At 73.4% G+C, this 25587-nt stretch carries 22 protein-coding genes and 1 tRNA gene; 14 read left to right on the plus strand and 9 right to left on the minus strand.

Annotated features, from left to right (window positions below; translation table 11 throughout):
* Positions 1 to 3 precede the first annotated feature (3 nt).
* Genes V1258_RS06045 through V1258_RS06055 form a run of 3 tightly spaced genes read left to right on the plus strand, consistent with a single transcriptional unit; the run spans position 4 to position 3969 of the window.
* Entirely contained in the window at positions 4 to 1002 is a 999-nt protein-coding gene (locus tag V1258_RS06045) for a FecCD family ABC transporter permease (protein ID WP_329748815.1), read from the plus strand.
* Entirely contained in the window at positions 999 to 2039 is a 1041-nt protein-coding gene (locus V1258_RS06050; protein WP_329748816.1) for a FecCD family ABC transporter permease, read from the plus strand. Before V1258_RS06045 ends, V1258_RS06050 begins: the two co-directional genes overlap by 4 nt.
* Before the next feature lie 4 nt (positions 2040 to 2043).
* Complete coding sequence (locus V1258_RS06055; protein ID WP_329748817.1) at positions 2044 to 3969, plus strand: SIP domain-containing protein; 1926 nt, start codon at positions 2044 to 2046, stop codon at positions 3967 to 3969.
* 162 nt (positions 3970 to 4131) lie between these two features.
* On the opposite strand, the gene V1258_RS06060 is transcribed toward V1258_RS06055, so the two are convergent.
* Positions 4132 to 4332: a hypothetical protein gene (locus tag V1258_RS06060; RefSeq protein WP_329748818.1), complete on the minus strand. Its 201-nt coding sequence runs from the start codon at positions 4330 to 4332 to the stop codon at positions 4132 to 4134.
* Positions 4333 to 4435: 103 nt separating this feature from the next.
* On the opposite strand from V1258_RS06060, the gene V1258_RS06065 reads away from it, so the two are divergent.
* Positions 4436 to 7822, plus strand: a complete 3387-nt coding sequence (locus tag V1258_RS06065; RefSeq protein ID WP_329748819.1) for an ATP-binding protein — start codon at positions 4436 to 4438, stop codon at positions 7820 to 7822.
* Between the two features lie 143 nt (positions 7823 to 7965).
* A complete protein-coding gene (locus V1258_RS06070) occupies positions 7966 to 8472 on the plus strand; it encodes a hypothetical protein (protein WP_329748820.1) in 507 nt (168 codons plus the stop codon).
* Here V1258_RS06070 and V1258_RS06075 read toward each other — a convergent pair.
* Entirely contained in the window at positions 8435 to 10090 is a 1656-nt protein-coding gene (locus V1258_RS06075; RefSeq protein ID WP_329748821.1) for a maltokinase N-terminal cap-like domain-containing protein, read from the minus strand. The two genes, V1258_RS06070 and V1258_RS06075, sit on opposite strands and share 38 nt — an antisense overlap.
* A gap of 66 nt (positions 10091 to 10156) precedes the next feature.
* Here V1258_RS06075 and V1258_RS06080 point away from each other — a divergent pair, with 66 nt between their 5' ends.
* A complete protein-coding gene (locus V1258_RS06080; RefSeq protein WP_329748822.1) occupies positions 10157 to 12118 on the plus strand; it encodes an Ig-like domain-containing protein in 1962 nt (653 codons plus the stop codon).
* 24 nt (positions 12119 to 12142) lie between these two features.
* On the opposite strand, the gene V1258_RS06085 is transcribed toward V1258_RS06080, so the two are convergent.
* The 6 genes from V1258_RS06085 to V1258_RS06110 form a co-directional block, all read right to left on the minus strand.
* On the minus strand, positions 12143 to 12754 hold the full coding sequence (locus V1258_RS06085) for a LytR C-terminal domain-containing protein (RefSeq protein WP_329748823.1): 612 nt from the start codon (positions 12752 to 12754) through the stop codon (positions 12143 to 12145).
* A 1-nt stretch (position 12755) separates the two neighbouring features.
* Positions 12756 to 14165 (minus strand): beta-N-acetylhexosaminidase, encoded by a 1410-nt coding sequence (locus V1258_RS06090; RefSeq protein WP_329748824.1) that lies wholly within the window; start codon positions 14163 to 14165, stop codon positions 12756 to 12758.
* 362 nt (positions 14166 to 14527) lie between these two features.
* Positions 14528 to 15676, minus strand: a complete 1149-nt coding sequence (locus V1258_RS06095; protein ID WP_329748825.1) for a C40 family peptidase — start codon at positions 15674 to 15676, stop codon at positions 14528 to 14530.
* Between the two features lie 443 nt (positions 15677 to 16119).
* Positions 16120 to 16193, minus strand: a tRNA-Pro gene (locus tag V1258_RS06100).
* A 73-nt stretch (positions 16194 to 16266) separates the two neighbouring features.
* A complete protein-coding gene (locus tag V1258_RS06105; RefSeq protein ID WP_329748826.1) occupies positions 16267 to 17205 on the minus strand; it encodes a metallophosphoesterase in 939 nt (312 codons plus the stop codon).
* Between the two features lies 1 nt (position 17206).
* A complete protein-coding gene (locus tag V1258_RS06110; RefSeq protein WP_329748827.1) occupies positions 17207 to 19606 on the minus strand; it encodes a penicillin-binding protein in 2400 nt (799 codons plus the stop codon).
* A 274-nt stretch (positions 19607 to 19880) separates the two neighbouring features.
* Between V1258_RS06110 and V1258_RS06115 the strand changes: the two genes are divergently transcribed.
* The 4 genes from V1258_RS06115 to V1258_RS06130 all read left to right on the plus strand — a co-directional run bounded on the left by V1258_RS06115 (position 19881) and on the right by V1258_RS06130 (position 21800).
* Entirely contained in the window at positions 19881 to 20195 is a 315-nt protein-coding gene (locus tag V1258_RS06115) for a WhiB family transcriptional regulator (RefSeq protein ID WP_442878143.1), read from the plus strand.
* 91 nt (positions 20196 to 20286) lie between these two features.
* Positions 20287 to 20466 (plus strand): DUF4177 domain-containing protein, encoded by a 180-nt coding sequence (locus V1258_RS06120; RefSeq protein ID WP_442878583.1) that lies wholly within the window; start codon positions 20287 to 20289, stop codon positions 20464 to 20466.
* Between the two features lie 4 nt (positions 20467 to 20470).
* Entirely contained in the window at positions 20471 to 20971 is a 501-nt protein-coding gene (locus tag V1258_RS06125; RefSeq protein WP_329748828.1) for a RidA family protein, read from the plus strand.
* 7 nt (positions 20972 to 20978) lie between these two features.
* Positions 20979 to 21800: an MBL fold metallo-hydrolase gene (locus tag V1258_RS06130; protein WP_329746420.1), complete on the plus strand. Its 822-nt coding sequence runs from the start codon at positions 20979 to 20981 to the stop codon at positions 21798 to 21800.
* A 71-nt stretch (positions 21801 to 21871) separates the two neighbouring features.
* Here the strand turns inward: V1258_RS06130 and V1258_RS06135 are convergent, their stop codons facing one another.
* A complete protein-coding gene (locus V1258_RS06135) occupies positions 21872 to 22549 on the minus strand; it encodes a Crp/Fnr family transcriptional regulator (protein ID WP_015776602.1) in 678 nt (225 codons plus the stop codon).
* A gap of 159 nt (positions 22550 to 22708) precedes the next feature.
* Between V1258_RS06135 and V1258_RS06140 the strand changes: the two genes are divergently transcribed.
* The 4 genes from V1258_RS06140 (at position 22709) to V1258_RS06155 (ending at position 25584) form a co-directional block, all read left to right on the plus strand.
* Positions 22709 to 23392: an endonuclease III domain-containing protein gene (locus V1258_RS06140; RefSeq protein ID WP_329748829.1), complete on the plus strand. Its 684-nt coding sequence runs from the start codon at positions 22709 to 22711 to the stop codon at positions 23390 to 23392.
* Entirely contained in the window at positions 23389 to 24075 is a 687-nt protein-coding gene (locus tag V1258_RS06145) for an NUDIX hydrolase (protein WP_329748830.1), read from the plus strand. Before V1258_RS06140 ends, V1258_RS06145 begins: the two co-directional genes overlap by 4 nt.
* Positions 24076 to 24286: 211 nt before the next feature.
* Positions 24287 to 24673, plus strand: a complete 387-nt coding sequence (locus V1258_RS06150) for a cold-shock protein (protein WP_329746423.1) — start codon at positions 24287 to 24289, stop codon at positions 24671 to 24673.
* Positions 24674 to 24678: 5 nt separating this feature from the next.
* On the plus strand, positions 24679 to 25584 hold the full coding sequence (locus tag V1258_RS06155) for a DUF3027 domain-containing protein (RefSeq protein WP_329748831.1): 906 nt from the start codon (positions 24679 to 24681) through the stop codon (positions 25582 to 25584).
* Positions 25585 to 25587 lie beyond the last annotated feature (3 nt).

Raw genomic sequence — 25587 nt, forward strand, 5'->3', positions numbered from 1 at the left:
CCTGTGCCCTCCCGCGCCACCGCACTCGCGATCGCCGGCTGCCTCGTGCTGCTGGCGATCGCGTGCGCGCTGTCGCTCCTGGTCGGGGCGCGGTCCATGCCGCCGGGCGCTGCCTGGCAGGCCCTCGTCGCCTTCGACGCGGACAGCGCCGACCACGCCGTGGTGCTCTCGCGCCTCCAGCGCACCCTCACCGGCCTCGCGGTCGGCGTCGCCCTGGCCCTCGCCGGGGCCGCCCTGCAGGGCATGACCCGCAACCCCCTCGCCGATCCCGGGATCCTGGGCCTGAACGCGGGGGCCGCCGCGGTGGTCGCCCTCAGCGTCTACGTGCTGTCGATCTCCCGGGTCGCCGAGTTCATGGTCGCCGGCTTCGTCGGGGCCGCGCTCGCCGCCGTCGTGGTCTACGCGATCGCTGCCGCGAGCCGCAGCGGGGCGACCCCCGTGACCCTCGCGATCGCGGGCGCCGCGGTCACCGCGGGCCTCGGCTCGGTGGTCCACGGCCTCGTGCTCCTGGACCAGGGGGCGCTGGACCGCATGCGCATCTGGCAGGTCGGCACGCTCGGTGCGCGGGACCTCGGGGACCTCGCTGCCGTCGCCCCGGCCCTGGTGCTCGGCGCGGCGATCGTGCTGCTCGGCGCCCGCGCCCTCAACGCCCTCGCGCTCGGGGACGACGCCGCGACCGGCCTCGGCGTCCATGTCGGCAGGGTGCGCGTGCTGCTCGGCATCGGGATCGTGCTGCTGGTCGGGGCGGCCGTCTCGCTCGCCGGCCCGATCGGTTTCCTCGGCCTCGTCGTCCCGCACGCGGTCCGTCTCGTGGTCGGTTCCGACCACCGCCGGCTGCTGCCGCTCAGCGCGGTCGCGGGGCCGACGGTGCTGCTGCTCGCCGATGTCGTCGGTCGCGTCATCGCCCCGCCCGCGGAGGTGCAGGTGGGCGTGATGACCGCGCTGCTGGGCGTGCCCGTCTTCCTGGTCCTGATCCGCACCCGGAAGCGGGTCTCGCTGTGACCGCCGCCGCCTCCGCCGCGCGGCCCCGGCGCCGCGCCCTGCTGCTGGGCGCGGGACTGTTCGCCGCCGTGCTCGCCCTGATCGTGGCCCGCGTGCTGCTGGGCACCCCCTTCGTCTACGCCGATCTCGCGGTGCGGGTGCTGCTCGGGGAGGACGTGCCCGGAGTGTCCTTCATCGTGCTCGACGACCGGCTCCCGGCCGCGCTGCTCGGCGTGCTCGCGGGCGCCTCCTTCGGGCTCTCCGGCACCGTCTTCCAGACCCTGCTGCGCAATCCGCTCGCGAGCCCCGACGTGATCGGGGTGAGCCTCGGCTCCTCCGCCGCCGCGGTGTTCGCCCTCGCCGTCCTCGACGCGCAGGGCCTGACCCTCTTCTGGTGGACCCTGCTCGGCGGGCTCGCCACCGCGCTGCTGGTGCTGTGGGTCGCACGCGCCCACCGGGCCGGCGGCGCGGGCGCCGGCGGGGCCGGGGCCGTCGACGACCGCTTCGTGCTCGTCGGCATCGGCGTGGCCGCCGCGCTCACCGCGCTCATCCAGTACCTGCTCAGCCGCCTGCCGACGCAGCGAGCGGGAGATGCGATGCACTGGCTCGTCGGCTCGCTCTCCGGGGCCACCTGGCCGCGCCTCGCGGTGCTCGCCGGGGCCCTCTGCGTGCTCGTGCCGCTGCTCGCCCTGCTGCTCGGCCGACTGCGGATCCTGCAGCTCGGCGACGACACCGCCACGAGCCTCGGCCTGCCGGTCCCCGCGACCCGCGTCGCCCTGGTCGTCGTCGGCGTGCTGCTCTCCGCCCTGCCGGTCGCGGTCGCCGGACCCCTCGCCTTCGTCGCGTTCCTCTCCGGGCCGATCGCCCGGATGCTCGCGGGGAGGCCCAGCGTGCCGCTCGCGGCGCTCGTCGGGGCGGTGCTCGTGCTCGCGGCCGACGTCGCCGGGCAGAACCTCGTCGGCCGTATCGACCTCGCGGCCGGCGTCATCACGGGAGCGCTCGGAGCGCCGTTCCTGCTCTGGATGCTCGTGCGCTCCGCCGCCGGATCGGGAAGGTGATCCCATGGCCCAGCTGACCGCCCGCTCCCTCCACCTCGCCTACGACCGCCGCGTCATCGTCGAGGACCTCGACCTCACCCTGCCCGAGGGGCGGGTGACGATGATCGTCGGCGCCAACGGGTCGGGGAAGTCGACCCTGCTGCGCGGGCTCTCGCGCCTGCTGCCGCCCCGCGGCGGACAGGTGCTGCTCGACGGCGCCGACATCCACGCCCTCCGCGGCAAGGACCTCGCCCGGCGGCTGGGCCTGCTGCCCCAGTCGCCGATCGCCCCCGACGGTGTGACCGTTCGCGAGCTCGTCACCCGCGGCCGCTACCCCCACCAGGGGCTGTTCCCGCAGTGGACGACGGAGGACGAGCAGGCCGTCGCCGAGGCCCTCGAGGTGACCCGCACCGCCGAGCTCTCCGGACGGCTGCTCGACGAGCTCTCCGGCGGCCAGCGCCAGCGCGTGTGGATCGCCATGGCCCTCGCCCAGCGCACCGACGTGCTCCTGCTCGACGAGCCGACCACCTTCCTCGACGTGACCCATCAGCTCGAGGTGCTCGACGTGGTCCGGGAACTGAACCGGACGCGCGGCACGACCGTGGGCATCGTCCTGCACGACCTCAACCTCGCCGCGCGCTACGCCGACCACCTGGTCGCCGTCGCGGGCGGCGCGATCCACTCCCAGGGCAGCCCGCGCGCGGTGATCACCGCGCCGATGGTGCGCGAAGTCTTCGCGCTCGACGCCCTGATCACGCCCGACCCCGTCACGGGCACCCCGATGGTGCTGCCGCTCGCCCGCGGCGCTGTCACCGCCCTCGACTCCGACCCCGAGGAGCGCACCATGACTACCACCGCCACCGCCACGCAGGACCGCGCCGACCAGGACGCCCCCGGTGCCGACGCCGCCCCGGAGGGCGGGGAGGAGCAGGGCGCGGAGGAGCAGAGCGGGCTGCTGCCCGCGATCGAGGCGAGTCCGCAGCTGGCCTTCCCGCTCACCGTCGGCGCCCGCCGCATGGTGGGCCGGAATCTCGTGCGGCTCACCCTCACCGGCCCGCACCTGCGCCACTTCGGGGTGAACGGGCCGCTGCTCGACCTGCGCGTGAAGCTGATCATCCCGGGGCCTGCGGCGCGCTCGGACCTCTTCGCGGCGCTGCGCCCCGAGGCGCTCGCCGATCCCGACCGCTTCGACGGCTGGTACCGCGACTGGTTGCAGGTCGACCCGGCCGAGCGCGGATGGATGCGCACCTACTCGATCCGCGAACTGCGCGGTGCGGGGCATCCGGGCAACCTCGGCCCCGATCCCGAGCTCGACCTCGACATGGTGCTGCACCTCGAGCAGCCCGAGGTCCCGGGCCGCGGGGTGGCGGCGCGCTGGGCCGCGTCCGCGCAGGTGGGCGACGAGATCACCCTGCTCGGCCCGAACCGCCACCTGCTCGGCCCGGACTACCCGGGCATCGAGTTCCGTCCCGGCACCGCGCGGCGCCTGCTGCTCGCCGGGGACGAGACGGCGCTCCCCGCGATCTGCGCGATCCTCGAGTCGCTGCCGGAGAGCTTCACCGGTCACGCGCTGATCGAGGTCCCGCACGAGGACGACGCGCAGCGGGTGCTCACCCGCTCGGGCGTCGAGATCTCGTGGCTCGCCCGGGGCGACGCCCCGCACGGCACGCTGCTGGACCCCGCGGTGCGGACCCTCCTCGAGGAGCGGCCGGAGCTGTGTCAGGACTGCTCGGTGGGCCCGGCCCGGGCCGGGGAGGCCTTCGAGGAGGTCGACCCCGACGCGGTGATCCTCTGGGAGACCACCGAGGGTGTGGGCCCGTTCTACGCCTGGCTCGCCGGGGAGGCGAAGGTTATCACCACGTTGCGGCGTCACCTCGTCAAGGAGCTCGGGGTGGACCGGAAGCAGGTCTCCTTCATGGGCTACTGGCGCGTGGGGCGTGCCGAAGGCTGATCGGGAACCACGCCCGACCCCCGAAGGCCGCCCACCCCACCCCACCCCCGAAGCCCACCGGTTACCGACGGGTCATGTGCAGTGGTGTTCCTGGAGGGGAACGGAGATGCACATGACTTCTCGGTCACCATGTGTGGCGCGCTCCGGCGGGAGCTCGCGTGCTCATAGGGCGGGGGCGGGCTCCAGCAGGGCGTCCATCGCCGCGCGCAGGGTGACCTCGAGCGGGGTGTGATCCTCACCGAGCAGAGTGCGGGCGTCGCGGTCGTCCATCAGCCACGGGCTTGTGAACTGGTAGGTCGCCTCCGCGAGGCGCCGGGTGTCGGCGCTGAGGAGGCCGAGGACTACGTCGGCTCGATCACGCACGACGAGGCATATCTCGTGCACATGGCTCGCGCGCAGGCGCGCGACCTCGGCCTCGCGCCGGGTCGAGCGGGCTGAAGGCCGCGCAGCGACTACCCTTGCCCGGGTGGAGACCGACGCGACGACCCTCGACCTGCCCGGTGTGACCGCCCCCGACGCCGGGGCCGCCGAGGTGCAGACCGACCCCGCCCACCCGCATCCCGGGCAGTGGCGGCTCACCCACGTGCAGGTCTCCAACTGGGGCACCTTCCACGGCACCCACGACCTCGTGATCTCCCCCAAGGGCTTCTTCCTCACCGGCGGCCCCGGCACCGGCAAGTCCACGTTGCTGGACGCGATCAGCGCGCTGCTCACCCCTCCGCGCACGCTGCAGTTCAACGCCGCCGCCTCCGACGCCGGCCCCGCTCGGTCGAAGTACCGCCGCACCGTGGCGAGCTATGTGCGCGGGGCCTGGGCGATGCACTACGACCAGGCCACCGGCGAGTTCAGTCAGGAGGTGCTGCGCGATAGCACGACCCTCAGCGTCGTCACCCTGCGTTACTCGGACGGGAAGGGCGGCACCGTCCAGCTCTCCCGCCTGCTGCTCCTCCACGCCGGACACAGCGCCGACAGCGACGTGAAGAGCCTCTACGTCGTCGCCCGCACCCCGCTGGATGTCGCCGACCTGCGCCAGTTCGTCTCCACCCAGATCGAGGGCAAGGCGCTCGAGGCCGCCCACCCCGGCACCCAGACCTTCCGCCAGTTCCGCGAGTACCGCGCCGCCTTCTCGCAGCTGCTCGGCATCCCCGACGAGAAGGCGCTCGGTCTGCTGCACAAGATCCAGTCCGCCAAGGAGCTCGGCGACGTCAACGCCCTGCTGCGCGACTACATGCTCGACGCGCCGCGCACCTTCGACCTCGCCGACCAGGCCCTCGCCAACTTCCAGAACCTCTCCGAGGTGCACGAGGCGCTGGTCACCGCGCGGGAGCAGCGTGACCTGCTGCGCGGCCTGCGTGCCTCCCACGAGGACTGGACCGCCATGCGCGAGCGCGGCGGGGAGCTCGTGGACCGCCGCGGGGACATCGACGTCTTCGCCGCCCACCACCTGGTGCGCCTGCTCGGGGAGGAGTCCGGGCGCCTCCAGCTCGAGCGCGACTCCCTCGGCGCCCAGCAGCGCCGGCTGACCCAGGACGTCGCCGAGGCCCGCGGCGACCTCGCCCAGCTCAAGGAGCAGCGCAAGCGCGCCGGCGGCGGCGAGATCGACGACTGGAAGCAGCAGATCGCCGGCCTCGAGGTCGAGCGGGAGCGACGCCGCGAGCGGGCCACCGAGTTCGCGGCGCAGCTCGCCACCGTCGAGCTGCGCACCCCCGCGGGAGAGGACATGTTCCTCGCCCTGCAGCGCGAGGTCGCCGCCCTGCGCGAGCAGCTCGACCAGGAGGAGAAGGGGGCCGACACGGCCCGCTGGGAGGCCGAGGCGCAGGTCCGCGAGCTGAGCACCGCCCTCGCCCGGACCAAGGAGGAGCTCGCCTCCCTCACCACGCGCGCCTCGAACCTCCACTCCGAGGACATCGCCCTGCGCGACCACATCGCCGCCGAGGTCGGGATCGCCCCGACCGAGCTGCCCTTCGCCGCCGAGCTGCTGCAGGTGCGCAGCGGCGAGGAGGAGTGGACCGCCGCCGCCGAGCAGGCGCTGCGGGGCCTCGCGCGTTCGATCCTCGTGCCCGACCGGGTCTACCGCGAGGTCGCCGCGGTCATCGACCGCACCAAGCTGCGCCGCCGCATCTCCTACAACCGGGTCAACACCGACCTGCGCCGGCCCGCCCGCAGCCTCGATCCGCGCACCCTCGCCGCGAAGCTCGACGTGAAGGACGGCGAGTTCCACACCTGGCTCACCGGGGAGATCGCCGCGCGGATGGACTACACCTGCGCGGACACGCTCGAGGAGTTCACCCGCCTGAACCGGGCCGTGCTCCGCTCGGGCCAGATCAAGCACTCCGCCTCCCGGCACGAGAAGAACGCCGACCGCCAGATCAACGACCGCTCCCAATGGGTGCTCGGCTTCGACAACCGCGCGAAGCGGGCGGTCTTCGAGCAGGAGCGCACCCGCGCCGAACAGGCCCTCTTCGAGGCGCAGGCCCGCCGCAAGGACGTCGAGGCCGAGCGCGAGCGGCGCCGGGAACGGCTCTTCGCCCTCCAGGCCATCGCGGCCGTCACCTGGGACGACATCGACGCCGCCTCCGTCGCCCGGCGTGTCGCGAACCTGCGCGACATGGTCCGAGCGGCCGAGGACGGCTCCGCCGCGCTGACCGAGCTGGCCCGCCAGATCGAGGAGGTCGAGCGCTCGATCGCCGAGAGCGACGAGGAACTGCTCGAGGTGGTGCGCTCGGCCGGCAAGCTCGGCGAGCAGGCCGATCGGGCCGCGGAGCGCCTCGCCGCCGCTCGCGAGCGGATCGCCGAGTCGAGCCTCGCCCCGGAGGTCGAGGAAGAACTCGCCGGACGCTTCGCCGCGATCGCGCCCACGCTCCTCATCTCGAACATCGACCAGGTCACCAAGGACGCCTCGGCGACCCTCGACGCCGAGCTGATGGCCCTGACCCGGCGCACCTCCCGGGCGGAGGAGGACATCCGCACCGCCATGCGCGAGTTCTCCCGCCGCTGGCCCGCGCAGGCCGGGGACACCGCACCGGGCCTCGAGTCCGCGGGGGACTATCTCGAGATCCTGCGCGGCATCGAGCAGGAGAAGCTGCCCGAGGTCGAGGACCGCTTCTTCGAGTTCTTCACCGGCAACACCCTCGGGGACGTGCAGGCCCTCGCGACCGCCATCGCGCGCGAGCCCGCCGAGATCCGCAAGCGCCTGCAGCGGATCAACGCGCTGCTCGCCCAGGTCGAGTTCCACGCCGGCCGCTACCTGCAGCTGTCGATGCGACCGGTGCACCTGGCGGCGCTCGACGAGTTCCGCAGCGCCCTCGAGGGCGCCGTCGCGGACACGGCGCTGAACGACATCAGCCGGGACCGCGAGCTGGCCGAGGAGCGCTTCGAGTCGCTGCGCCACCTGATGGACATGATCGGCGCGGCCCGGACCCGCGACGACCAGGTCTCCCGGGTGATCCTCGACGTGCGCCGTCACGTCCACTTCCACGCCGAGGAGGTCGACGCGGCGGGCACGGTGGTCCATGCCCACGAGTCCGGCGGCCCGCTCTCCGGCGGCCAGAACGAGCGCCTGACCACCTTCTGCCTCGCTGCGGCGCTGCGCTACCAGCTCGCCGGCACCGGCCAGGAGGTCCCGCGCTACGCCCCGATCATCATCGACGAGGCCTTCTCCAAGGGCGCGGGCAAGTTCATCACCGCCGCGATGGAGTCCTTCCGCCACTTCGGCTTCCAGGTGATCCTCGCCAACCCCGGCAAGAACCCGCAGGCCCTCGCCCCCTTCATCGGCGGCGTGGGCGTGGTCTCGATCCGGCAGGACCGCTACTCGCAGGTCGCCCCCGTGGAGTTCGTGCCCGTCGACGCATGAGTCGGGCGGGGAGCGCCATGGGGAGTTCTCCCCATCGGCACTCCCCGGCCCCTCCCGCTACCCTGGACGCCGATCGTCCTGCGGGGCGGTGACCAGCAGGAAGCACGTCCCCGCCGGGGACGTCGGGCGAGAGGTGGACGAGGATGTCAGCCCTGCGCGCCGCGAGCCAGGACACCGTCCCCACCCAGGACGAGACCCACGAGCGCATCCGCGACCTGCTCGGGGCCGTCACCACCGCCCTGCTCGAGGAGCAGCCGGAACTGATCGCCTTCGAGGACCGCCGCCCCCAGCGGGACCGCTCCTCGGGGGAGTCCTGGCACGGGGTGGGGACCCTCTGCCACGTCAGCCCCCTCCTCGCCTCCCACGGCGCCCCGCGGCCCGCGGACTCGCACACCGAGGACCTGGTCGAGGTGGTCCACTCCGTCGCGAGCCTGCGCGGGATGCGCCGGCACCGCGATCTGGACGGCGCGGCGAGCCGCGGCGCGAGCTGGATCGACGAGGCCGGCGATCGGCTGGACCTGGTGGTCGGGGTGCGCGTCGCCGTGCGCGCCATCAGCGCCCCGTTCCTGCCCGGCTCGCTCTCGCCGGTCACGACGAGCCCGCCCTCGCCGATCAGCCCGCTGACCCCTCCGCCGCGGCCGCTGCGCTGATCCGCGCGAGCGCGGAGAGCGGGATCGGCAGCCAGTCGGGACGGTTCCGCGCCTCGTAGAGCGCTTCGTAGACGGCCTTGTCGGCCTCGAGCGCGGCGAGCAGAACGCGGAATGACGGTGCGGACAGGTCCGTCCCCGACTGCTGCGAGTAGCCCGCGAGGAAGGCCTCCCTCGCCCGCAGCGCCCAGGCCTCGGCCGACGCCGCCTGGGCGCTCTCCCCAGGGGCGCTCTCCGCATAGGCGCCCTCCCCATCGGCGCCCTCCGCGCGGGCGTCGCGGGCCACGGTGCCCGCGGCGTAGTCGAGGCTGCGCAGCATCCCCGCCACGTCCCGCAGGGGGCTGTCCGGGCGGGAGCGCTCGACGAGCGGTCGCAGCGGCTCGCCCTCGAAGTCCAGCAGCACCCAGCCCCGCTCGGGAACCAGCAGCACCTGCCCCAGGTGCAGGTCGCCGTGGATCCGCTGCAGCGCGGGCCACGGCTGCTCGGCCGCGGAGTCGAGCAGCGCCCCGATCGCGGCGGCGTGCTCCGCAACCTGCGGCAGCTCGGCGGCGACCGTCCGCAGGCGCTCCCGCAGGGTGCGGACCAGCTCAACGGTCAGGGCGGGATCCGCGGGCGCCGACGGATCCGCCGGGGCGGTGCCGAGGGTGCGCGCGAGATCCGCGTGCACCTCCGCGACCGTCGCGCCGAGCGCCCCGATGGCGTCGGTGATGTCCTCGCCCGCCGCGGCCCAGCGCAGCGCGGCCCGCCAGGCGTCCTCGACCCCGGGCAGGAACTCCTGGGCGAGGAGGGCATCGGCCACCAGGTCCCCGCAGCGCAGCCGGGCCGAGCCCCGCAGGGCGGGCACGCGGGTGCTGCCGGCCCGGGCGAGCGCCTCCTGCAGCACGATGTCCGGGTTCTCCCCGTGCTGCAGGAGCCGGAACAGCTTGAGGATCAGCGGGGGAGCGCCTTCGGTCTCGACGATCATCGAGGTGTTCGACTGCTCGCCGGCGAGCAGCCTCGAGGTCATCGCGCGCCCGAAGGGCAGCGGGGCGTCCGGATCGGGACGGCGCACCGTGAGCGCGAGGGAGTCGCCGAGCGCGCCGTCGCCGGAGAGCAGGGTGGCCACGAGAGCGGCGCGGCCGTCCACGTCCCGCAGGGCGTCGTCGAAGCGCAACGGCCCACCCGGGACGGCGAGCACCGCGATCTCGGCACCCTCCTCCGCGGGGGCCGACGCGGCGGGTCGGAGCACCAGCGGCACCTGGTAGAGGGCGGTGACCGCGGCCGCACCCGGAGCACCGTCGGCGTCCGGGTCCGCCCCGGTGGCCCCGTCGGACGCGTCCACCCCGGCAGCCGTGTCGGCGGGCGTCGTCGGCCCCACCACGACCACCGTGAGCAGCACCGCATGGTCCGGGGCGACGCGGAGCGGCGCCCAGCCGCGCACCGCGACCGTCGGCGTCGTCGCACCCTTGTGCGCATACCAGCGTTGCCTCGGCATCCAGGCGGCGAGCTGCGCGGCGAGCTCCTCGAGCAGCTCGTCGAGGGGCGGCAGCGCCGTCGCGTCGAGGAACGGGAGAACCTCCCCGGGGGCGTCGACGACCTCGTCGAGGGGGCTGATGGGCGCGGAGGAGCTCGGCTCGGCCATGGTCCCACTCTAGGGCGCGGAGGCCGTCCCCGCAGGCGTCCGGGGCGGGCTTGCTACCCTGGCCGGGTGCTCGAGCCGACGCCGCGACCGGTCCCGTGCCGCCCCTGGCGTCGGGCGACGCGGCGCGGCGCCTGCCTCGGCGCCGCCCTCGTGCTCGTCCTCTCCGCCCCGCTCTCCGCCTCGGCACTCGGCGAGGACGGCCCCTTCGAGTTCCCGGCCGCGACCAGCACCGTGCAGATCGTCCCCGGGGCCGTCACCCGCATCCCGCTGGTCGCCCTGATCGAGGACGCGGCGGAGCCCGAGGTCGACATGACCTCCGCCCGGCTCTCCATCCCCCAGGACCTCACCGAGGCGGAGCGGGCCCTCATGACCGTCGGCGAGGGCGGCCGCAGCCTCGCCGTGGACGGCGAGGGCACCTGGACCCTGCTCGAGCAGTCCCTGGTCTTCACCCCGCTCGCCGGGGTCGACGGGCCGAGCACCCCCGTCGGCCTGACCGTCGCGGGCTTCCACGACACCCGCTCCCTGCCGCTCGTGCTGACCCCGGAGATGCTCCCGCTCGAGCAGGTCGCGATGCACGGCTCCGCGGGCGTCCCCGTGAGCCTCGACCTCACCGAGCCCGTCCCCGAGGGCGGCTCCCGGCGCCTCGAGCTCGCGGGGCTGCCCGAGGGCTCGGCCGCGGTCGCCGACGGCAGCCGGGTGATCGTCCCCGACCAGGGCACCTGGCAGCTCTCGGCCGACGGCACCGTACTCACCCACACGCCGACGGGCACGCCGCTGGGCCGGCAGGTCGACCCGGTGCGCGTGGTCGACGAGGACTCCGAGGGCGCGGTGGTCCGCTCGTCCGACGTGACCCTCACCGTCCCGATCATCTCCGACCTCGACTGGTCCGCCCCGTACGGCGAGGACATCCAGTTCGTGGTGGGGGAGGGGCAGCAGTTCGTGGATCCCGCGACCCTGCGGCTCGTGCCGCTGCCGGGCGAGGCCGCGACGCGCGCCTCGGCCGACGGGCTGCGCGTGGAGGTGCCCGGGCAGGGCACCTGGACCCTCGACCGGGACACGGCCACGGTGCGCTTCCGCCCCGAGAGCGCCGACGTGGTCGAGACCGCCCCCATGGGCATCACCGGGAGCGACGGGGCCGGAGCCGTGGCCGACACCGCCCTGCTCTACACCGCCTATCCCGTCATGCTCCACCGCAGCCTCGCCCAGGTGCCCGGTGTCGATCTGCAGTTCGACCTGCGGGCCGGGGTGCGGGACATCCTCTCGGACTCGCTCCGCTTCGATCCCGCCCAGGTTCCCGACGGGGCGGAGCTCTCCGCCGACGGGCTGACCCTCGTGGTCCCCGGCGAGGGCAGCTGGCGGATCGACCTCGACAGCCGGGTGGTGGTGATGACCCCGGAGGAGGGTTTCCTCGGGGTCGCGAGCCCCGTCGGCCTCACCGCGCAGAGCGCCTACGCCGACAACTCCACCACCGCGACGCTGACCGCGACGGTGGCCCAGGAGGTCCCGACCCTCCGCGATGACGAGCAGCGCACCGCGCCCGGCGTCCCGGTCACCCTCGATGTGCTCGGCAACGACACCGCGGGCAGCGGCTCGGCCCCGCTCGAGAGCTCGACCCTGCGGATCGGCTCGCTCTCGGCGACCAACCTCTCCGAGCTCGAGAACCATCGCGGGATGCGCCTGGTGGTGCCCGATGAGGGCGTGTACACGGTCGACGAGAACGGGGCGATCACCTTCACCCCCGAGGAGGGCTTCACCGGGCGCACCAGCCCGGTGACCTACTTCGTGGAGGACAGCGCCGGGGTCCCGGCCTCGGCGAGTTTCGTGGTCGAGGTCGATCCGGAGATCGGCACCGGAGCGGAGTCCCCCGAGGTCACCGGGATCAACAGCCTCCTGGTGGGGCTCATGCCCAGCTCCCCGGCGACCTCGGTGGTGTTCGGGACGATCGTGATGCTCCTGCTGTACGGCGGGGGAGCGGCCCTGTGGATCGGCTCGCGGCTCGAGTCCGATCGCCGCGCCTGGGAGGACTGAGAGTCCTCCGGTGCCGCCGCCCGCTCAGCCCGCCGCGCAGCCCTCCGGAGCCGCGGCCGGTTCGGCGAGGGCCGCGCTCGCCGCCGCCTCCTCGGTGAGGTTCGAGATGCCCTCGCCGAGCAGCAGGTCCACCGCGGTGCCCTCGCGGTCGTCGAGGCGCAGCTCCGCCTCGCCCACCTGCGCCTGCACGGACAGGGCCGCGAGATAGCCCTCCGGGCCGTACACGATGGTCGCGCGCGCCCCGGCCTTCGAGGTGTTCCCGGTCTCGGCGACCGTGTAGCCGCGGGCGGTGAGATCCTCGGCGATACGCCCCGCGAAGCCGCTGCGGGAGGTGCCGTTCAGCACCGTGACCTGGACGTCCGCGGGTTCCAGGGGGAGTGCCCCGGGCTCCGGGCAGGTGACCTCGCCGGCCCCCGTGCCGAAGGTCTTCTCGGCGATCACCCCGGGTTCCGCGGGCGGGGTGCGCAGTTCCTGCAGGGCGTAGGCGCCCACGGCGACGAGCGCGAGGGCTACCGCGGAGAAGAACACCAGCTGCGTCAGGCGCAGGCGGCGGATGCGCCGCACCCGCTGGTCGCGGCGGCGCACATCGTCGGAGGAGCGCCCGTAGGGGTGGGCGTCGTGGTGCGAGCTGGGCATGTCAGTCCAGGGGGCGGTAGCGCACGCCGAAGGCGTCCAGGCGCGGCAGGTGCGCGCGCAGGCGCTCCTCGAACTCGGCATAGCTCTGGCGCGGCGAGCCCCAGGCCCGCTCGGCGAGGGCGCACATGCGCGGGAACGCCATGTACTGCACGTGCTCCGCATCGGGCATGTACTCGGTCCACAGCTGGCCCTGGAGGCCGATCAGCAGGCCCTCCTGGTCCTCGGTGAGCTTCTTCGGGGAGAACTCCGCGGTGTAGACGTCCTTCACCGTGGTGTGCCCGCCGATGGCGAGCGGCTCGTCGGCGGGGTCGCCCTGGTAGTGGTCGAAATAGGTGTGCTCGTTGTTCGCGATGATGGTGCGGAAGCCGCGGGAGGTCGCGGTGGCGAGGCCGTTGCCGTGGCGCCAGTTCATGATCACGGTGTCGTCCGGGAGGTGGCTCTCGAGCACCTCGTCCCAGGCGATGACCTTTTTGCCGTGCTCGGCGAGCACGTCGGCGGCGAACTGGGTGTAGCGGCCCTGGATCTCGGAGACGCGGGTGAGGCCCCACTCGTTCATCCGGGCGCGGGCGGCGGAGGAGCGCTCCCACTCGGTGCGCGGGCACTCGTCCCCGCCGATGTGCACGTAGGGGGCCGGGAAGATCTCGGCGACCTGGGTGAGCACGTCGCGCACGAAGTCGAAGGCGGTGTCGGAGACGCCGAGCACGTGGTCGGAGATGCCCCACACCTCGCGCACGCCGAGCCGCTGCTCGGGGAAGTTGCCGAGCTCGGGGTAGGCGGCGATCGCCGCCTGCATGTGGCCCGGGAGGTCCACCTCGGGGACGATCATGATCCCGCGGCGGCGCGCGTATTCGACGAGGCCGCGCATCTCGTCCTGGGAGTAGGAGCCGCCGTGCGAGGTCTCGTCGAACTCCCACGACTCCTCGTCGCCACTCATGTGCCCCTTCAGGGTGCGGCTGCGCCAGGCCCCGACCTCGGTCAGACGCGGGTAGCCGCGGATCTCGAGCCGCCAGCCCTGGTCGTCGGTGAGGTGCAGATGGAGGATGTTCAAGCGGTGCAGCGCCATGACGTCCAGCAGCGTCTCGATCTCGCCGACGGGCAGGAAGTGCCGGGACACGTCGAGGTGCATGCCGCGCCAGGCGTACTGCGGGTGGTCGTGGATCGTCACGCAGGGGATCGAGGTGCCGGCGCCGGTGAGGATCTGGGCGAAGGTGTTGCGGCCGTCGGCGAGGGCGGCCTCGCTGCCCGCCGCCAGGTTCGCCCCGGAGGGGGAGATAGTCAGCGAGTACTCGGTGCGCGGCAGGTCCTCGTTCAGACCCACCGACAGCTCGCCCCAGGGATCGGACGTCTCCCAGACCCCCTCGGACCAGAGGACGGACTGGGGGAGCGGGACGAGGGCGATCGGATCCGGCATGGAGCACTCCTGGACTGCGGCGTCGGCGGTGTATCCGGGGCGGAGACGACGAACGGGCCCACCCCGAGGATCGTGTCCCAGTCTGCCACGATGCCCGTGCCCGCGGAGCCGCGTGCCGGAGGCTGCGGAGCCGCGTGCGCGCACGAGGCGGCCCGTCCGATGCCTCCCGCGACCGGCCCGGCTCACCGGGCTCGGCCCGGTTGCGCGGAGAGCCACTCCCCGGGCGACTGCGGACAGCAGGAGGCCCGGTCGGCGCTGGGCCGACCGGGCCTCCTCACGGGTCCTGCTCCTTCCCGGTGACGCTCACGCGTCGAGCAGGTCGCCGTGGACCGGGTGCTGCGACCCGGAGTCCTCCGCGGGGATCAGCGGTAGGTCACGAACACGTGCGGCGAGTTCCAGATCGAACGCTCCATGACCCGCTGGCGCGAGTTCGAGGCGTCGATGATCTTGCCGTTGCCCGCGTAGATCCCGATGTGCCCGTAGTTGCCCGCGGTGAAGGCGACGAGGTCGCCGGGCTTCGCCTCGGACTGCGAGATGATCCGCCCGCCGAAGGTGTAGCCCTTCGCGGTCTTGCGGGAGACGTCCACCCCGGCGCTGTTGTAGGCGTAGTGGACCAGTCCTGAGCAGTCGAAGCCGCGCGAGGGGGAGTTGCCGCCCCAGGTGTAGCCGACGCCGATCTGCGAGCGGGCGGCGGCGACGATCGCCGCGCCGTCGAAGGAGCTCGACGAGGAGCCGGAGCTCGAGGAGCCCGAGCTCGAGGAGGGCGCCGGGTCGCGATCGGAGTCGCGGCTCGCGGTCTCGGTGATGCGCTGGCCCGAGCTGAGGGCGTTCCAGGTCTTCGGACCCACCACGCCGTCCACACCGATCCCCGCCGAGGCCTGCAGGTTCCGCACGGCCTTGAGGGTGGCCGGGCCGAACTTGCCGTCGACGGAGATCGACGCGCCGGAGGAGTTCAGCTGCTGCTGCAGGGTGCGCACGGCGTCGCCGCGCGAGCCGCTGCGCAGCTTCGGCTGCGAGGAGGAGGAGCCGGAGGCGCCGGTGGCGGGGGCGCTCGTGCTCCCGCCGGCGAGGGCGCTCCAGGTCTTCGGGCCCACGACGCCGTCCACGCCGATGCCGGCGGCGCTCTGCTGGCTCTTCACGGCCCGCAGGGTCGCGGGACCGAACTTGCCGTCGACCGAGATCGACTCGCCGCGATCGCGCAGGCGCTGCTGGAGGTCCTCGACGGCATCGCCGCGGGAGCCGAGGCGGAGCTTGACGTTCGCGTAGGGCGAGGCGGCGGGGGCGGTCGCGGCGGCCGGAGCCGAGCCCGCGGCCGGAGCGGCGATCGGGGCGGCAGGGGCGGGGGCCTGCGCGGTGGCGGCCTCCGCACCGGCGAGCACGGCAGTCGCGGAGACGGCGCCGAGGGCGGCGACACCTCCGACTCCCTTGCCGACCGGGGCCACCAGCCCGCGGTAGTCGATGACGGCCCGGCCGGGTGCCCGGTGGGTGCGTCGTGGGGCGGTCCGGAACATGGAGCGTGCCTCTCTTCGTCGCCGCGCAGAAGTCGCCCGAGATCGGGCGGGGGAGCTGCGCCCGTCACCGAGGGGAAGTGGAGGAAGCGTCCGGACCGGTGACGGGAAGGCGGCGGCACGGCGGGTGCCCCACAACTGGCGGCACCGCCGCTCACTGTATGTGGAGGGAATGTGCGGGTGACCAGGGACTTGGGACGCATGATGGGTGCCCTTTGTCAAGATTTTGCACAAAGGGGTGACAAGACGTTGTGTCGCTCTCGCATTTCGGGCATCGGCGTGGTAACTACAGCCGTGTAATTCGTGGGGGTGCACGCCAGGGTGCGCGCCGGTGCGGTGGGCGATTTCTCCGCCATGTCCCGTGCGCGCCGACGGGTACATGGGGGTGGATGACGAGAAGGGCCGTGGTGCGTCACATGACGCTCCACGGCCCTTCGTCTCTCCGGTCGGGGTGACAGGATTTGAACCTGCGACCTCCTCGTCCCGAACGAGGCGCGCTACCAAGCTGCGCCACACCCCGGAAATCCTGCGGTACAACAGCGGGCCGCGTGAGCGGCTCACCGAGGAGAAACCTTAGCAGTCGCCCGGGATGCTCACGCGCCCGTCCCGGGCTTCGGCGACCGCAACGTGAGCAAGGTCGCCTCCGGCGGCGTGAACAGGCGGTAGTTCGAGTACGGGCTCGCCCCGAGCCCCGCGCTGACGTTGAGCGGCACGCCCCGCCAGGAGGAGAGGCCGCGCGCCTGGGACCGGGGCAGATCGCAGTTGGTCACGAGGGCCCCGATGCCGGGCAGACGCAGCTGCCCGCCGTGGGTGTGCCCGGCCAGGATCAGGTCCGCGCCGTCGGCCGTGAAGGCGTCGAGCACCCTCCGGTACGGGGCGTGGGCCACGCCGAGGCGCAGCACGTTCCCGTGCGACGGCAGCGGGCGATCCGGCCGCTCCGGGGCGGGCATCTCGTCCCGCTCCAGGTGGGGGTCGTCGACGCCGACGAGCCGCACCTCGAGCGCGCCGAGCTCGATCGATGCGCGACGGTTCGTGAGGTCCTCCCAGCCGCGGGCGGAGAGCGCCGCGGCGAGCTCCTCCGTCGGCAGATCGCGGTCGGTGCGCTCGGTCATCCCCTCGGGACGGGGATCGGGCAGGAAGTAGCGCAGCGGGTTCTTCGGCCCGGGCGCGAACATGTCGTTCGAGCCCATGACGAAGGCCCCCGGGCGCTCGAGCAGGGGGGCGAGCGCCTCGGCGAGCACCGGCACCGCGGCGGCGGAGGCGATGTTGTCGCCGGTGTCGATCACCAGGTGCGGACGCAGGCTCCCCAGGTGGCGCAGGAAGGCGATCTTGCGCTCCTGGTCCGGGACCAGATGGACGTCGCTCAGATGCAGGACCCGCAGCGTGCGGGCGCCCGGCGGGAGGATCCGCAGCTCCGCCTCGCGCAGGGTGAAGCGGTGGATCTCGACGTGCCGCGCCCAGACGTGCGCCGCGGCGCCGACGCCCAGCCCGACGGCCCCGGCGGCGGCCAGGGCGGTGGGGACTGCGCGCATCTCAGCCGCGCCCGGAGGACTGGCGGATGACGACCGTCTGCCCCTCGGGAAGCGAGGTGCCGGGAGCCGGATCGGTGCCGATCACGTACCACTGGCCCACGGAGTCCGAGGGCTCGCGCTGCACCTCGACGGTGTAGCCGGCCGCCTCGAGCGCGGACTGCGCCTCGGAGAGCACCATCCCCGAGACGTCCGGGACCACGCCGGGCTGCACGCTCTGGGAGGCCTGCGTGTTCGTCATGGCGGGCTGGGCGGGGAGGGCCTCGCTGGGCAGGCCCTCGTGGGCCCGGATCATGTACTCCTGCCAGGTGGGCAGGGAGACGGTGTTGCCCCAGACGCTGCCGCGGCGGAGCATCTGGCCGTCGACCGCGAAGCCCTGGGGGCGGATGTTCGCCTGCGGATGGCCGAACCACACGGCGGTGGACATCTGACGGGTGAAGCCGACGTACCAGGTGTGGAACTGCGAGCCCGAGGTGCCGGTCTTGCCGCCCGCCGGGTGGCCGGGGATGGTCTTGCCGCGGCCGGTGGCGCGGGGATCCTCGAGGTCCTGCTGCAGGGTCCAGGCCATCGCGTCGGCCACGTCCTTGTCGACCGCCTGGTGGCAGGCCGCGCCGGTGATCGGCATGGCCTCGCCGGTCCGGTCGACGACCTCGGTGATGGCCTGCGGCTTGCAGTAGGTGCCGTCCGCGGCGAACACGGCATAGGCCGCCGCCATGTCGAGCGCCGAGATGCGCAGCTCGCCGAGGACGACCACGGAGGGTGCCAGCTCGGTGCTGTACATCTCCTCGATCGGCATGTCCCAGGTGGTCGGGTCATAGGGGTTGTAGGTCGCCGGGACCACGCCGATGTCCCGGGCGCCCTCGGCGATGTCGCACAGATCGAGCTGGCGGGCCATGTTCGCGTAGCTCGTGTTCACGGAGAACTTGGTCGCGTTCAGGACGGTCTCCATCGGGGCGAGCCGCACCGACACCGCGTTGTCCGGGTTGTAGCCCTCGCGCTCGCGCCAGGCACCCCCGCTCAGGCACTGGGCGGGGAAGGTCGTCATCGGCTCCCGGGCCGTGCCCACGCGGTCCATCAGCCCGTGGCCGGTCTTGAGCCACTCCAGCAGCACGAAGGGCTTGAAGGTCGAGCCGACCGGGAAGCCGCTGCTGCCGCCGAGATCCTGCGGCACGTTGTAGTTGATCGCCGTCTCGCCCGGTCCGACCTCCTGATAGGGGTTGAACACGCGGTTCTCGGCCATCGTGAGGATCTTGCCGGAGCCCGGCTCGACGGTGACGATCGAGTGGCCGAAGCCGCTCTCGGAGTCGCCGGGCACGCGGCGCTGCAGGATCTCCTCGGCCGCAGCCTGCTTGGCCGGGTCCAGGGTGGTCCGGATCGTGAGCCCGCCGCCGTAGAGCAGCTTGCGGCGCTCCTCGTAGGTCGGTGCGAACTCGGGATCGTTAAGCAGCGTGCGGGTCACGTAGTCGCAGAAGAAGCCGGAGCCCTTCGCGTCCGCGCAGCCGGCGCGCACGTTCTTGATGGTGAGCATCTCCTCGACCGGCTGGGCGGTGTACTGGTCGTACTCCGCCTGGGTGATGTAGCCCTCGCGGAGCATGTCCCCGAGCACCTCGTTGCGCCGCTTCTCGCCCGCCTCGGGGTGACCGACGGGGTCGTACTGGTTCGGACCGTTGGTGATGCCCGCGAGCAGCGCCGCCTCGCCGGGGTTGAGATCCTTCGCGCTCTTGGAGAAGTAGTGCTGGGCGCCGGTCTCGACGCCGTACTGCGAGGGGCCGAACTGCGCCACGTTGAGATAGGCGTTGAGGATCTCGTCCTTGGACCACTGCTTCTCGAGGGAGATCGCCAGCTTCGCCTCGCGCAGCTTGCGGCCGTAGGTCTGCTCGGTGGCCGCCGCCTGGTCCTCCTGGTCGCCGCGCTGCACGGCATCCATCAGCAGAGCGTTCTTGACGTACTGCTGGGTGAGGGTCGAGCCGCCCTGGGTGGCGCCGCCGGCCGCGTTGGACAGGAGGGCGCGCACGGTGCCCTTGGGGTCGATGCCGCCGTGCTCGTAGAAGCGGCGGTCCTCGACCGCGACCACCGCGTGCTGCATGTACGGCGAGATCTCCTCGAGGGGGACCATGATGCGGTTCTCGGTGTAGAAGGTGGCCAGCAGCGAGCCGTCCGCCGCCTCGATGCGGCTCGCCTCGTTCAGCGGCTCGACCTCGAGCTCCGTGGGGTAGGACTCGAAGAGGTCCACGCCGTCCTCCGCGACCGCCGAGGTGGCGGAGACCGCTGGCAGGAAGAAGCCGGCCAGGAGCACCCCGCCGAGGATGGACACGGCGATCACGCCCAGGAGCAGGTACAGCGTCTGCAGGAGGGCGACGGGCAGGGAGCGCCCGGGGGCGGAGCTGGACGGAGTGCGGGCCATGGTCCCACCCTACGGCGGCACGCCGCGACGGGCCATGAGGCGGGCCGGGAGCGCGGCGATCTTCACGAAACCTCACCGTCCGCGGGCCGCTGCGGGTCGTGACGGGAGGTGGTCCGCAGGATTCCCGTGGGCAGGTCCCGGGCGGTGCGCCGGGAGGTGCAGCCCGGCGCGCCGAGGGACAGGTTTCTGTACAGGTGACGATCTGATTTGTCCTGTGGCGAAGGTCTCCTTACAGTGGCCGTGTGAACGGATCAACGACGATCCGAGGAAGGGGATGACGATGACGATCGAGGCGATCTCGAGCGCGAGCGCCGCGGACTCGAGCTGGGCGACGCGGGGAGCCTGCGCGAGCATGGACCCCGACGGATTCTTCGTGCAGGGCGCGGAGCAGCATGCCGTCAAGGCCGCGTGCGGCGCCTGCCCCGTGCAGCGGGAGTGCCTGGCCGATGCCCTGAACAACCGCGTGGACTTCGGGGTGTGGGGCGGGATGACCGAGCGCGAGCGGCGGCGCCTGCTGCGCCGCCATCCCGAGGTCACCGACTGGAGCCGGGTGCTGCACCAGGTCTCCCAGCACGCCGTCGGCGGCTGAGCGGCGGGAGAGCGGGCACGTGCGCCGCGGATCCCGAGAGGGATCGGGGGCTGACCTGCCCGGAGCGGCCCCGCGCCGGTAGGCTCTCCCCATGAGCACCTTGACCCGCTGGGAGTACCTGACCGTCCCGTTGCTGATCCATGCGACCAAGCAGATCCTCGACAACTACGGCGGGGAGGGATGGGAGCTGGTGCAGGTCGTCCCCGGCCCGAACCCCGAGTCGCTCGTCGCCTACCTCAAGCGCCCGCTCGTCGCGGCGTCCGAGGGCTGAGCAGATGGCGGCCACCGAGCAATCCGTGCCCGCCGGTTCCCGGATCCGGGCGCGCCTGGCCCAGCTGAACCTGCCCCTGCCGGAGGTCGCGGCCCCCGTCGCGGCCTACGTCCCCGCGATCGTCACCGGCTCGCTCGTCCAGACCTCCGGCCAGCTGCCCTTCGTCAAAGGTGCCCTGCCGCTGACCGGAAAGGTCGGCGCCGAGGTGACTCCCGAGGCCGCCGCGCGCCTCGCCGCGGCCTGCTGTCTCAACGCCCTCGCCGCGATCGAGGCGGAGATCGACGATCTCGACCGCATCGTGCGGATCGTCAAGGTCACCGGCTACGTCGCCTCGGATCCCGCCTTCACCGGGCAGCCGGCCGTGATCAACGGGGCCAGCGAGCTGCTGGGCCAGGTCTTCGGCGAGGTCGGGCGCCATGCGCGCGCGGCCGTCGGCGTCGCGGTGCTGCCGCTCGATGCCCCGGTCGAGCTCGACCTGCTGGTCGAGATCGCCCTCGCCGACTGAGGACCCGATGACCGAGGAGCCGCTGGACCGCGACCCGGAGGCGCCGGGGGTGGAACTGCTCGAGCTGCGGGCGGACAACCCCGGCCCGATGACCCTCAGCGGCACCAACAGCTATGTGCTGCGCGACGGGGACGAGATCTGGGTGGTCGACCCCGGCCCCCGGGATCCCGGGCATCTCGCCGGACTGCTGCGTCTCTGCGGGACGGACACCCGCCCCCGCGGCGTGCTCGTCACCCATCGGCATCTCGACCACACCGCGGGCGCCGCGACCCTCGCCCGCCAGCTCGCCGCCCGCAGCGGTCTCGAGGTGCCGCTGTGGGCCGCCGACCAGCAGGCGGTCCCCGGATCCCGCCCCGTGCCCGCGACCCTCGAGGGCGAGAACGGTGTGGCCGGTCATGTCATCCACCTGCCCGGACACACCTCCGACTCGGTGGGGGTGCTCGCCGACGGCGGCCGACTGCTGACGGGCGACACGCTCCTGGGCGGCTCCTCGACGGTCATCCTGCTCGAGGACGGGGGCTCCGTCGCCGATCACCTGCAGTCCCTCGCGATCCTGCGGGCCATGGCGCAGGACGGCCGCATCGGCTCCCTCCACCCGGGACACGGCGAGCCCGTGCTCGACCCGCTCACCGCACTCGAGGTGATCGAAGCGGCCATCACCCACCGGCTCGAGCGGCTCGACCAGGTGCGCCGCGCCCGCGAGGCCGGGGCCCTGACCCTCGACCGGCTGCTGCGCGCCGTCTACGGGCCGGAGCTGCCCGAGGGGCTCCGCGACGCCGCGCTGCAGAACCTCCGCGCGAGCCTCGCCCACCTCTCCGAACAGGACTGAGAACGCCGAACGCGCCGCCACCCCGAGGGGAGACGGCGCGCTCGGCGGCCAGGAGTGCTGGAGAGAGCGGGTCAGCGGGCGCGGCGGCGCAGACGCTCGACGTCCACAATGAGCACCGCGCGGGCCTCGAGCCGGATCCAGCCGCGCGAGGCGAAGTCCGCGAGGGCCTTGTTGACGGTCTCGCGGGAGGCGCCGACCAGCTGGGCCAGCTCCTCCTGGGTGAGACCGTGGGCGACCATCACGCCGTCGTCGGTCTGGCGACCGAAGCGCTGGGCGAGGTCGAGGACGTTCTTGGCGACGCGGCCGGGGACGTCCGCGAAGACCAAGTCCGCGAGGGACTCGTTGGTCTTGCGCAGGCGACGGGCGAGCGAGGCCAGCAGGTGGCGGCCCACCTCGGGACGCTGCGCGAGGACCCGGTAGAGGTCCTGCTGCGAGAGCGAGTACAGGGTGGACTCGGCGACGACGGTGGCGGTCGCGTTGCGCGGTGCCGGATCGAAGAGCGACAGCTCGCCGAGGGTCTCGCCCGGGCCGAGCACGGCCAGCAGGTTCTCGCGGCCGTCGCCCGAGGCGTGCCCGACCTTGACCTTGCCCGAGCCGATGATGAAGAGCCGGTCACCGGGATCGCCCTCGCGGAAGATGATGGCGCTGCGGTGGTAGTCCTCCTGCTTCATCGACGCCAGCACGGCCTGCTTGCCGTCCTCGTCGAGCGCAGCGAACAGCGGCGACGACCGTACGATGTTCTCGTCCACGGAACCTCCTGATGGTGGGGTCCCGGTGCGCCGGGACCGTGCTGTGCTACCCATTGTGAACCATGCGACCACCAGCGGTGGGCGCTGTCACACGTTGTGGGAACACTATCGCGACTGCGGCGCGGAGGCTCGTCACCCGTCGATCGAGGAGCCCATCGGATGAGCGCGCAGCCAGCGGACCCGGCCGGGGAAGCGCCCGTCGGGCCGCCCGCTGACCCCGCCGCCGTGGACGCCCTGCTGAGCGCCGCGCACCCCGACGCGCGCACCGAGCTCGACCACCGTGATGCCTTCGAACTGCTGGTCGCGACGATGCTCTCGGCACAGACGACCGACGTGCGGGTCAACGCCGTCACCCCTGAGCTGTTCTCCCGCTGGCCCGACGCCGCCGCCCTCGCCGGTGCCGACGAGGCGGAGCTGACCGCGATCCTCGCGCCGCTGGGGATGGGCCCCACCCGGGCGCGGCGCGCCGTCGGCCTCGCCCGCGGCCTGCTCGACCGGCACGGCGGCGAGGTGCCCGATGACCAGGCCGCCCTCGAGGCCCTGCCCGGGGTGGGCCGCAAGACCGCGCACGTGGTGCGGGGCACCTGGTTCGGGCACTCGCTGCTCGCCGTCGACACCCATGTGGGTCGGCTCGCGCGGCGGCTCGGCTGGACCGCGAGCACCGACCCGCGAGCGGTCGAAGAAGACGTGATCGCCGCAGTCGGCGGGGAGCCGATCAATCTCACGGCGCTCTCGCTGCGGTTGATCCTCCACGGCCGACGGGTCTGCCTCGCCCGCGCGCCCCGCTGCAGCCGGTGCGTCCTCGCGGAGATCTGCCCGAGCGCTCCCGGGGTGGCCGCATGAGCGCCGGGACTCCGCTGCCGGAGGCGGCCCGCTTCCTGGCGCCGCTCGCGGACGGGGCCCGGCGCGGCGAGGTCCTCGTGCCCCGGGAGGAGGATCCGCGGGCGCCGCGTCCCGGCGCGGGCGGCCCGCGGCGCAGCGCGGTGCTGCTCCTGATCGCCGGCACGGGCCTCGAGGACGCCGCGCTCGTCCTCGAGGAGCGCGGTCATGCTTTGCGTTCCCAGCCTGGCCAGTTCTCGCTCCCCGGCGGCGGCATCGACGCCGACGATCCCAGTCCTGTCCACGCCGCGCTGCGGGAGGCGCACGAGGAGACGGGCCTGCACCCGGCCGATGTGGAGGTCCTGGGCGCCTTCGCCCCCATCCCCATGCCGTGGCGCGATCAGCGGGTCACTCCGGTACTGGGCTGGGCACCGCGGCGGCCGAGGCTCGGCGTGCAGGACCCCGTCGAGGTCGAGCGGGTGGTCTGGGCGCCGCTGCGCGGTCCGGGCTCGCTCACCGATCCCGACCGCCGCTTCCGGGGCGCCCTCGGCGACCGCGCCGTCGGCCCCGTCTTCGACCTGCCCGACGGTGTCTTCGTGTGGGGCTTCACGGCGATGATCCTGGATCGGGTGCTCACCGGGCTCGGCCTCGAGGGAACCCCGCCGGGGGCGCCGACGGTCCAGATCCCGCCCGCCTTCCGGCGCTGAGGAACGGTGCGGCCCCGACCTCGTCGTGGGCCCCCTCACCCGGGTGCCCGCGGCGGTGCCCGCGGCACTGCACAGCCCGGGTCGCTCCGGTAGACTCGACCCTTGCCGGACCGTCTCCGGTGCCCTGGGGTGCAGGCGAGTCCGGTTCGGTCCGTCGCGCGCCCGGGTGACCACCCCCGACACACAGCAGCAGACAAGGAATGGGATCCACGTGCCACGCGGCAAGGTGAAGTTCTACGACGCCGAGAAGGGCTTCGGCTTCATCCTCGATGACGAGGACGGGCAGAGCGTGTACGTGCACGCCACGAACCTCCCCGAGGACGTCACGGCCCTCCGCCCGGGTGCCCGCGTCGAGTTCGACATGGTCGACGGTCGTCGTGGCCCGCAGGTGCTCTCCCTCCAGCTCCTCGAGCCCGCCCCCTCCGTGAGCCGGGCGCGCCGCCCCAAGCCCGACGAGATGGCCGGGATGGTCGAGGACCTGATCCGTCTGCTCGACGACGCCTCCAACGGGCTGCGTCAGGGCCGCTACCCCGACCGCGGGCACTCGCAGAAGATCGCCACCGTGCTGCGCGCCGTCGCCGACAACTTCGAGGCCTGAACCGGATGACCCAGCCCACCACCGCCCCCCGTCGGACCCGCGCCGCGCGCCCCAAGCTGGACGCGATCGCGGCCGAGGCCGTCGAGCTCGCCCGCGAGGCGCTGCTCGAGGTCACCGAGCCAGGCCAGGTCGGCGAGCACCTCCGCGTCGAGGCGAGCGGGGAGCGGCTGGCCACCCATGTCTTCGAGTGCACCATGCCCGGCTACCGCGGCTGGTCGTGGATCGTCGTGGTCACGCGGGCGTCCCGGGCGAAGGTCGCGACCGTCGCCGAGACCGCGCTGCTGCCGGGGGAGGACGCGATCCTCGCCCCCGACTGGGAGCCGTGGTCCGAGCGGCTCAAGCCCGAGGACGTCGGCGCCGACGACCTGCTCCCGTTCCGCGAGCAGGACGTGCGACTCGAGCAGGGCTTCGAGTCCACCGGGGACGAGGACGAGGACCGCGTGGCGCGGTGGGAGCTGGGGCTCGGGAGGGCGCGCGTGCTCTCCCCGGAGGGCCGCTCCGAGGCCGCCGAGCGCTGGGCCGAGGGCGAGTTCGGTCCGCGGCAGACCTCGAGCCGGGGCCGTCGTGGCACCGTCGCGGCCTCCTGCGCCAGCTGCGGCTTCCTCATGAAGCTCTCCGGCTCGCTGCGCACCGAGTTCGGCGTGTGCACCAACGAGTGGTCCCCGGCCGACGGTCGCGTGGTCCATCTCGACTACGGCTGCGGCGCCCACTCGGAGACCGGCCAGGAAGAGCCCGACCGCGAGATCCAGCTCCACGGCGGGGTGATCGACGAGCTCGAGGTCGATCTCGAGCCGCGCGGCGCCGACGAGCAGGCCGCCGAGGCTCCGGGCGCCGACGAGCAGGCCGCCGAGATCCCCGGCACCGACGAGCAGGCCACCGAGATTCCCGAGGCGGACTCGCCCGAGGACTGAGCT

Source organism: Brachybacterium sp. J153, from assembly GCF_036311905.1.
In the GTDB taxonomy this organism is placed as follows: Bacteria; Actinomycetota; Actinomycetes; order Actinomycetales; family Dermabacteraceae; genus Brachybacterium.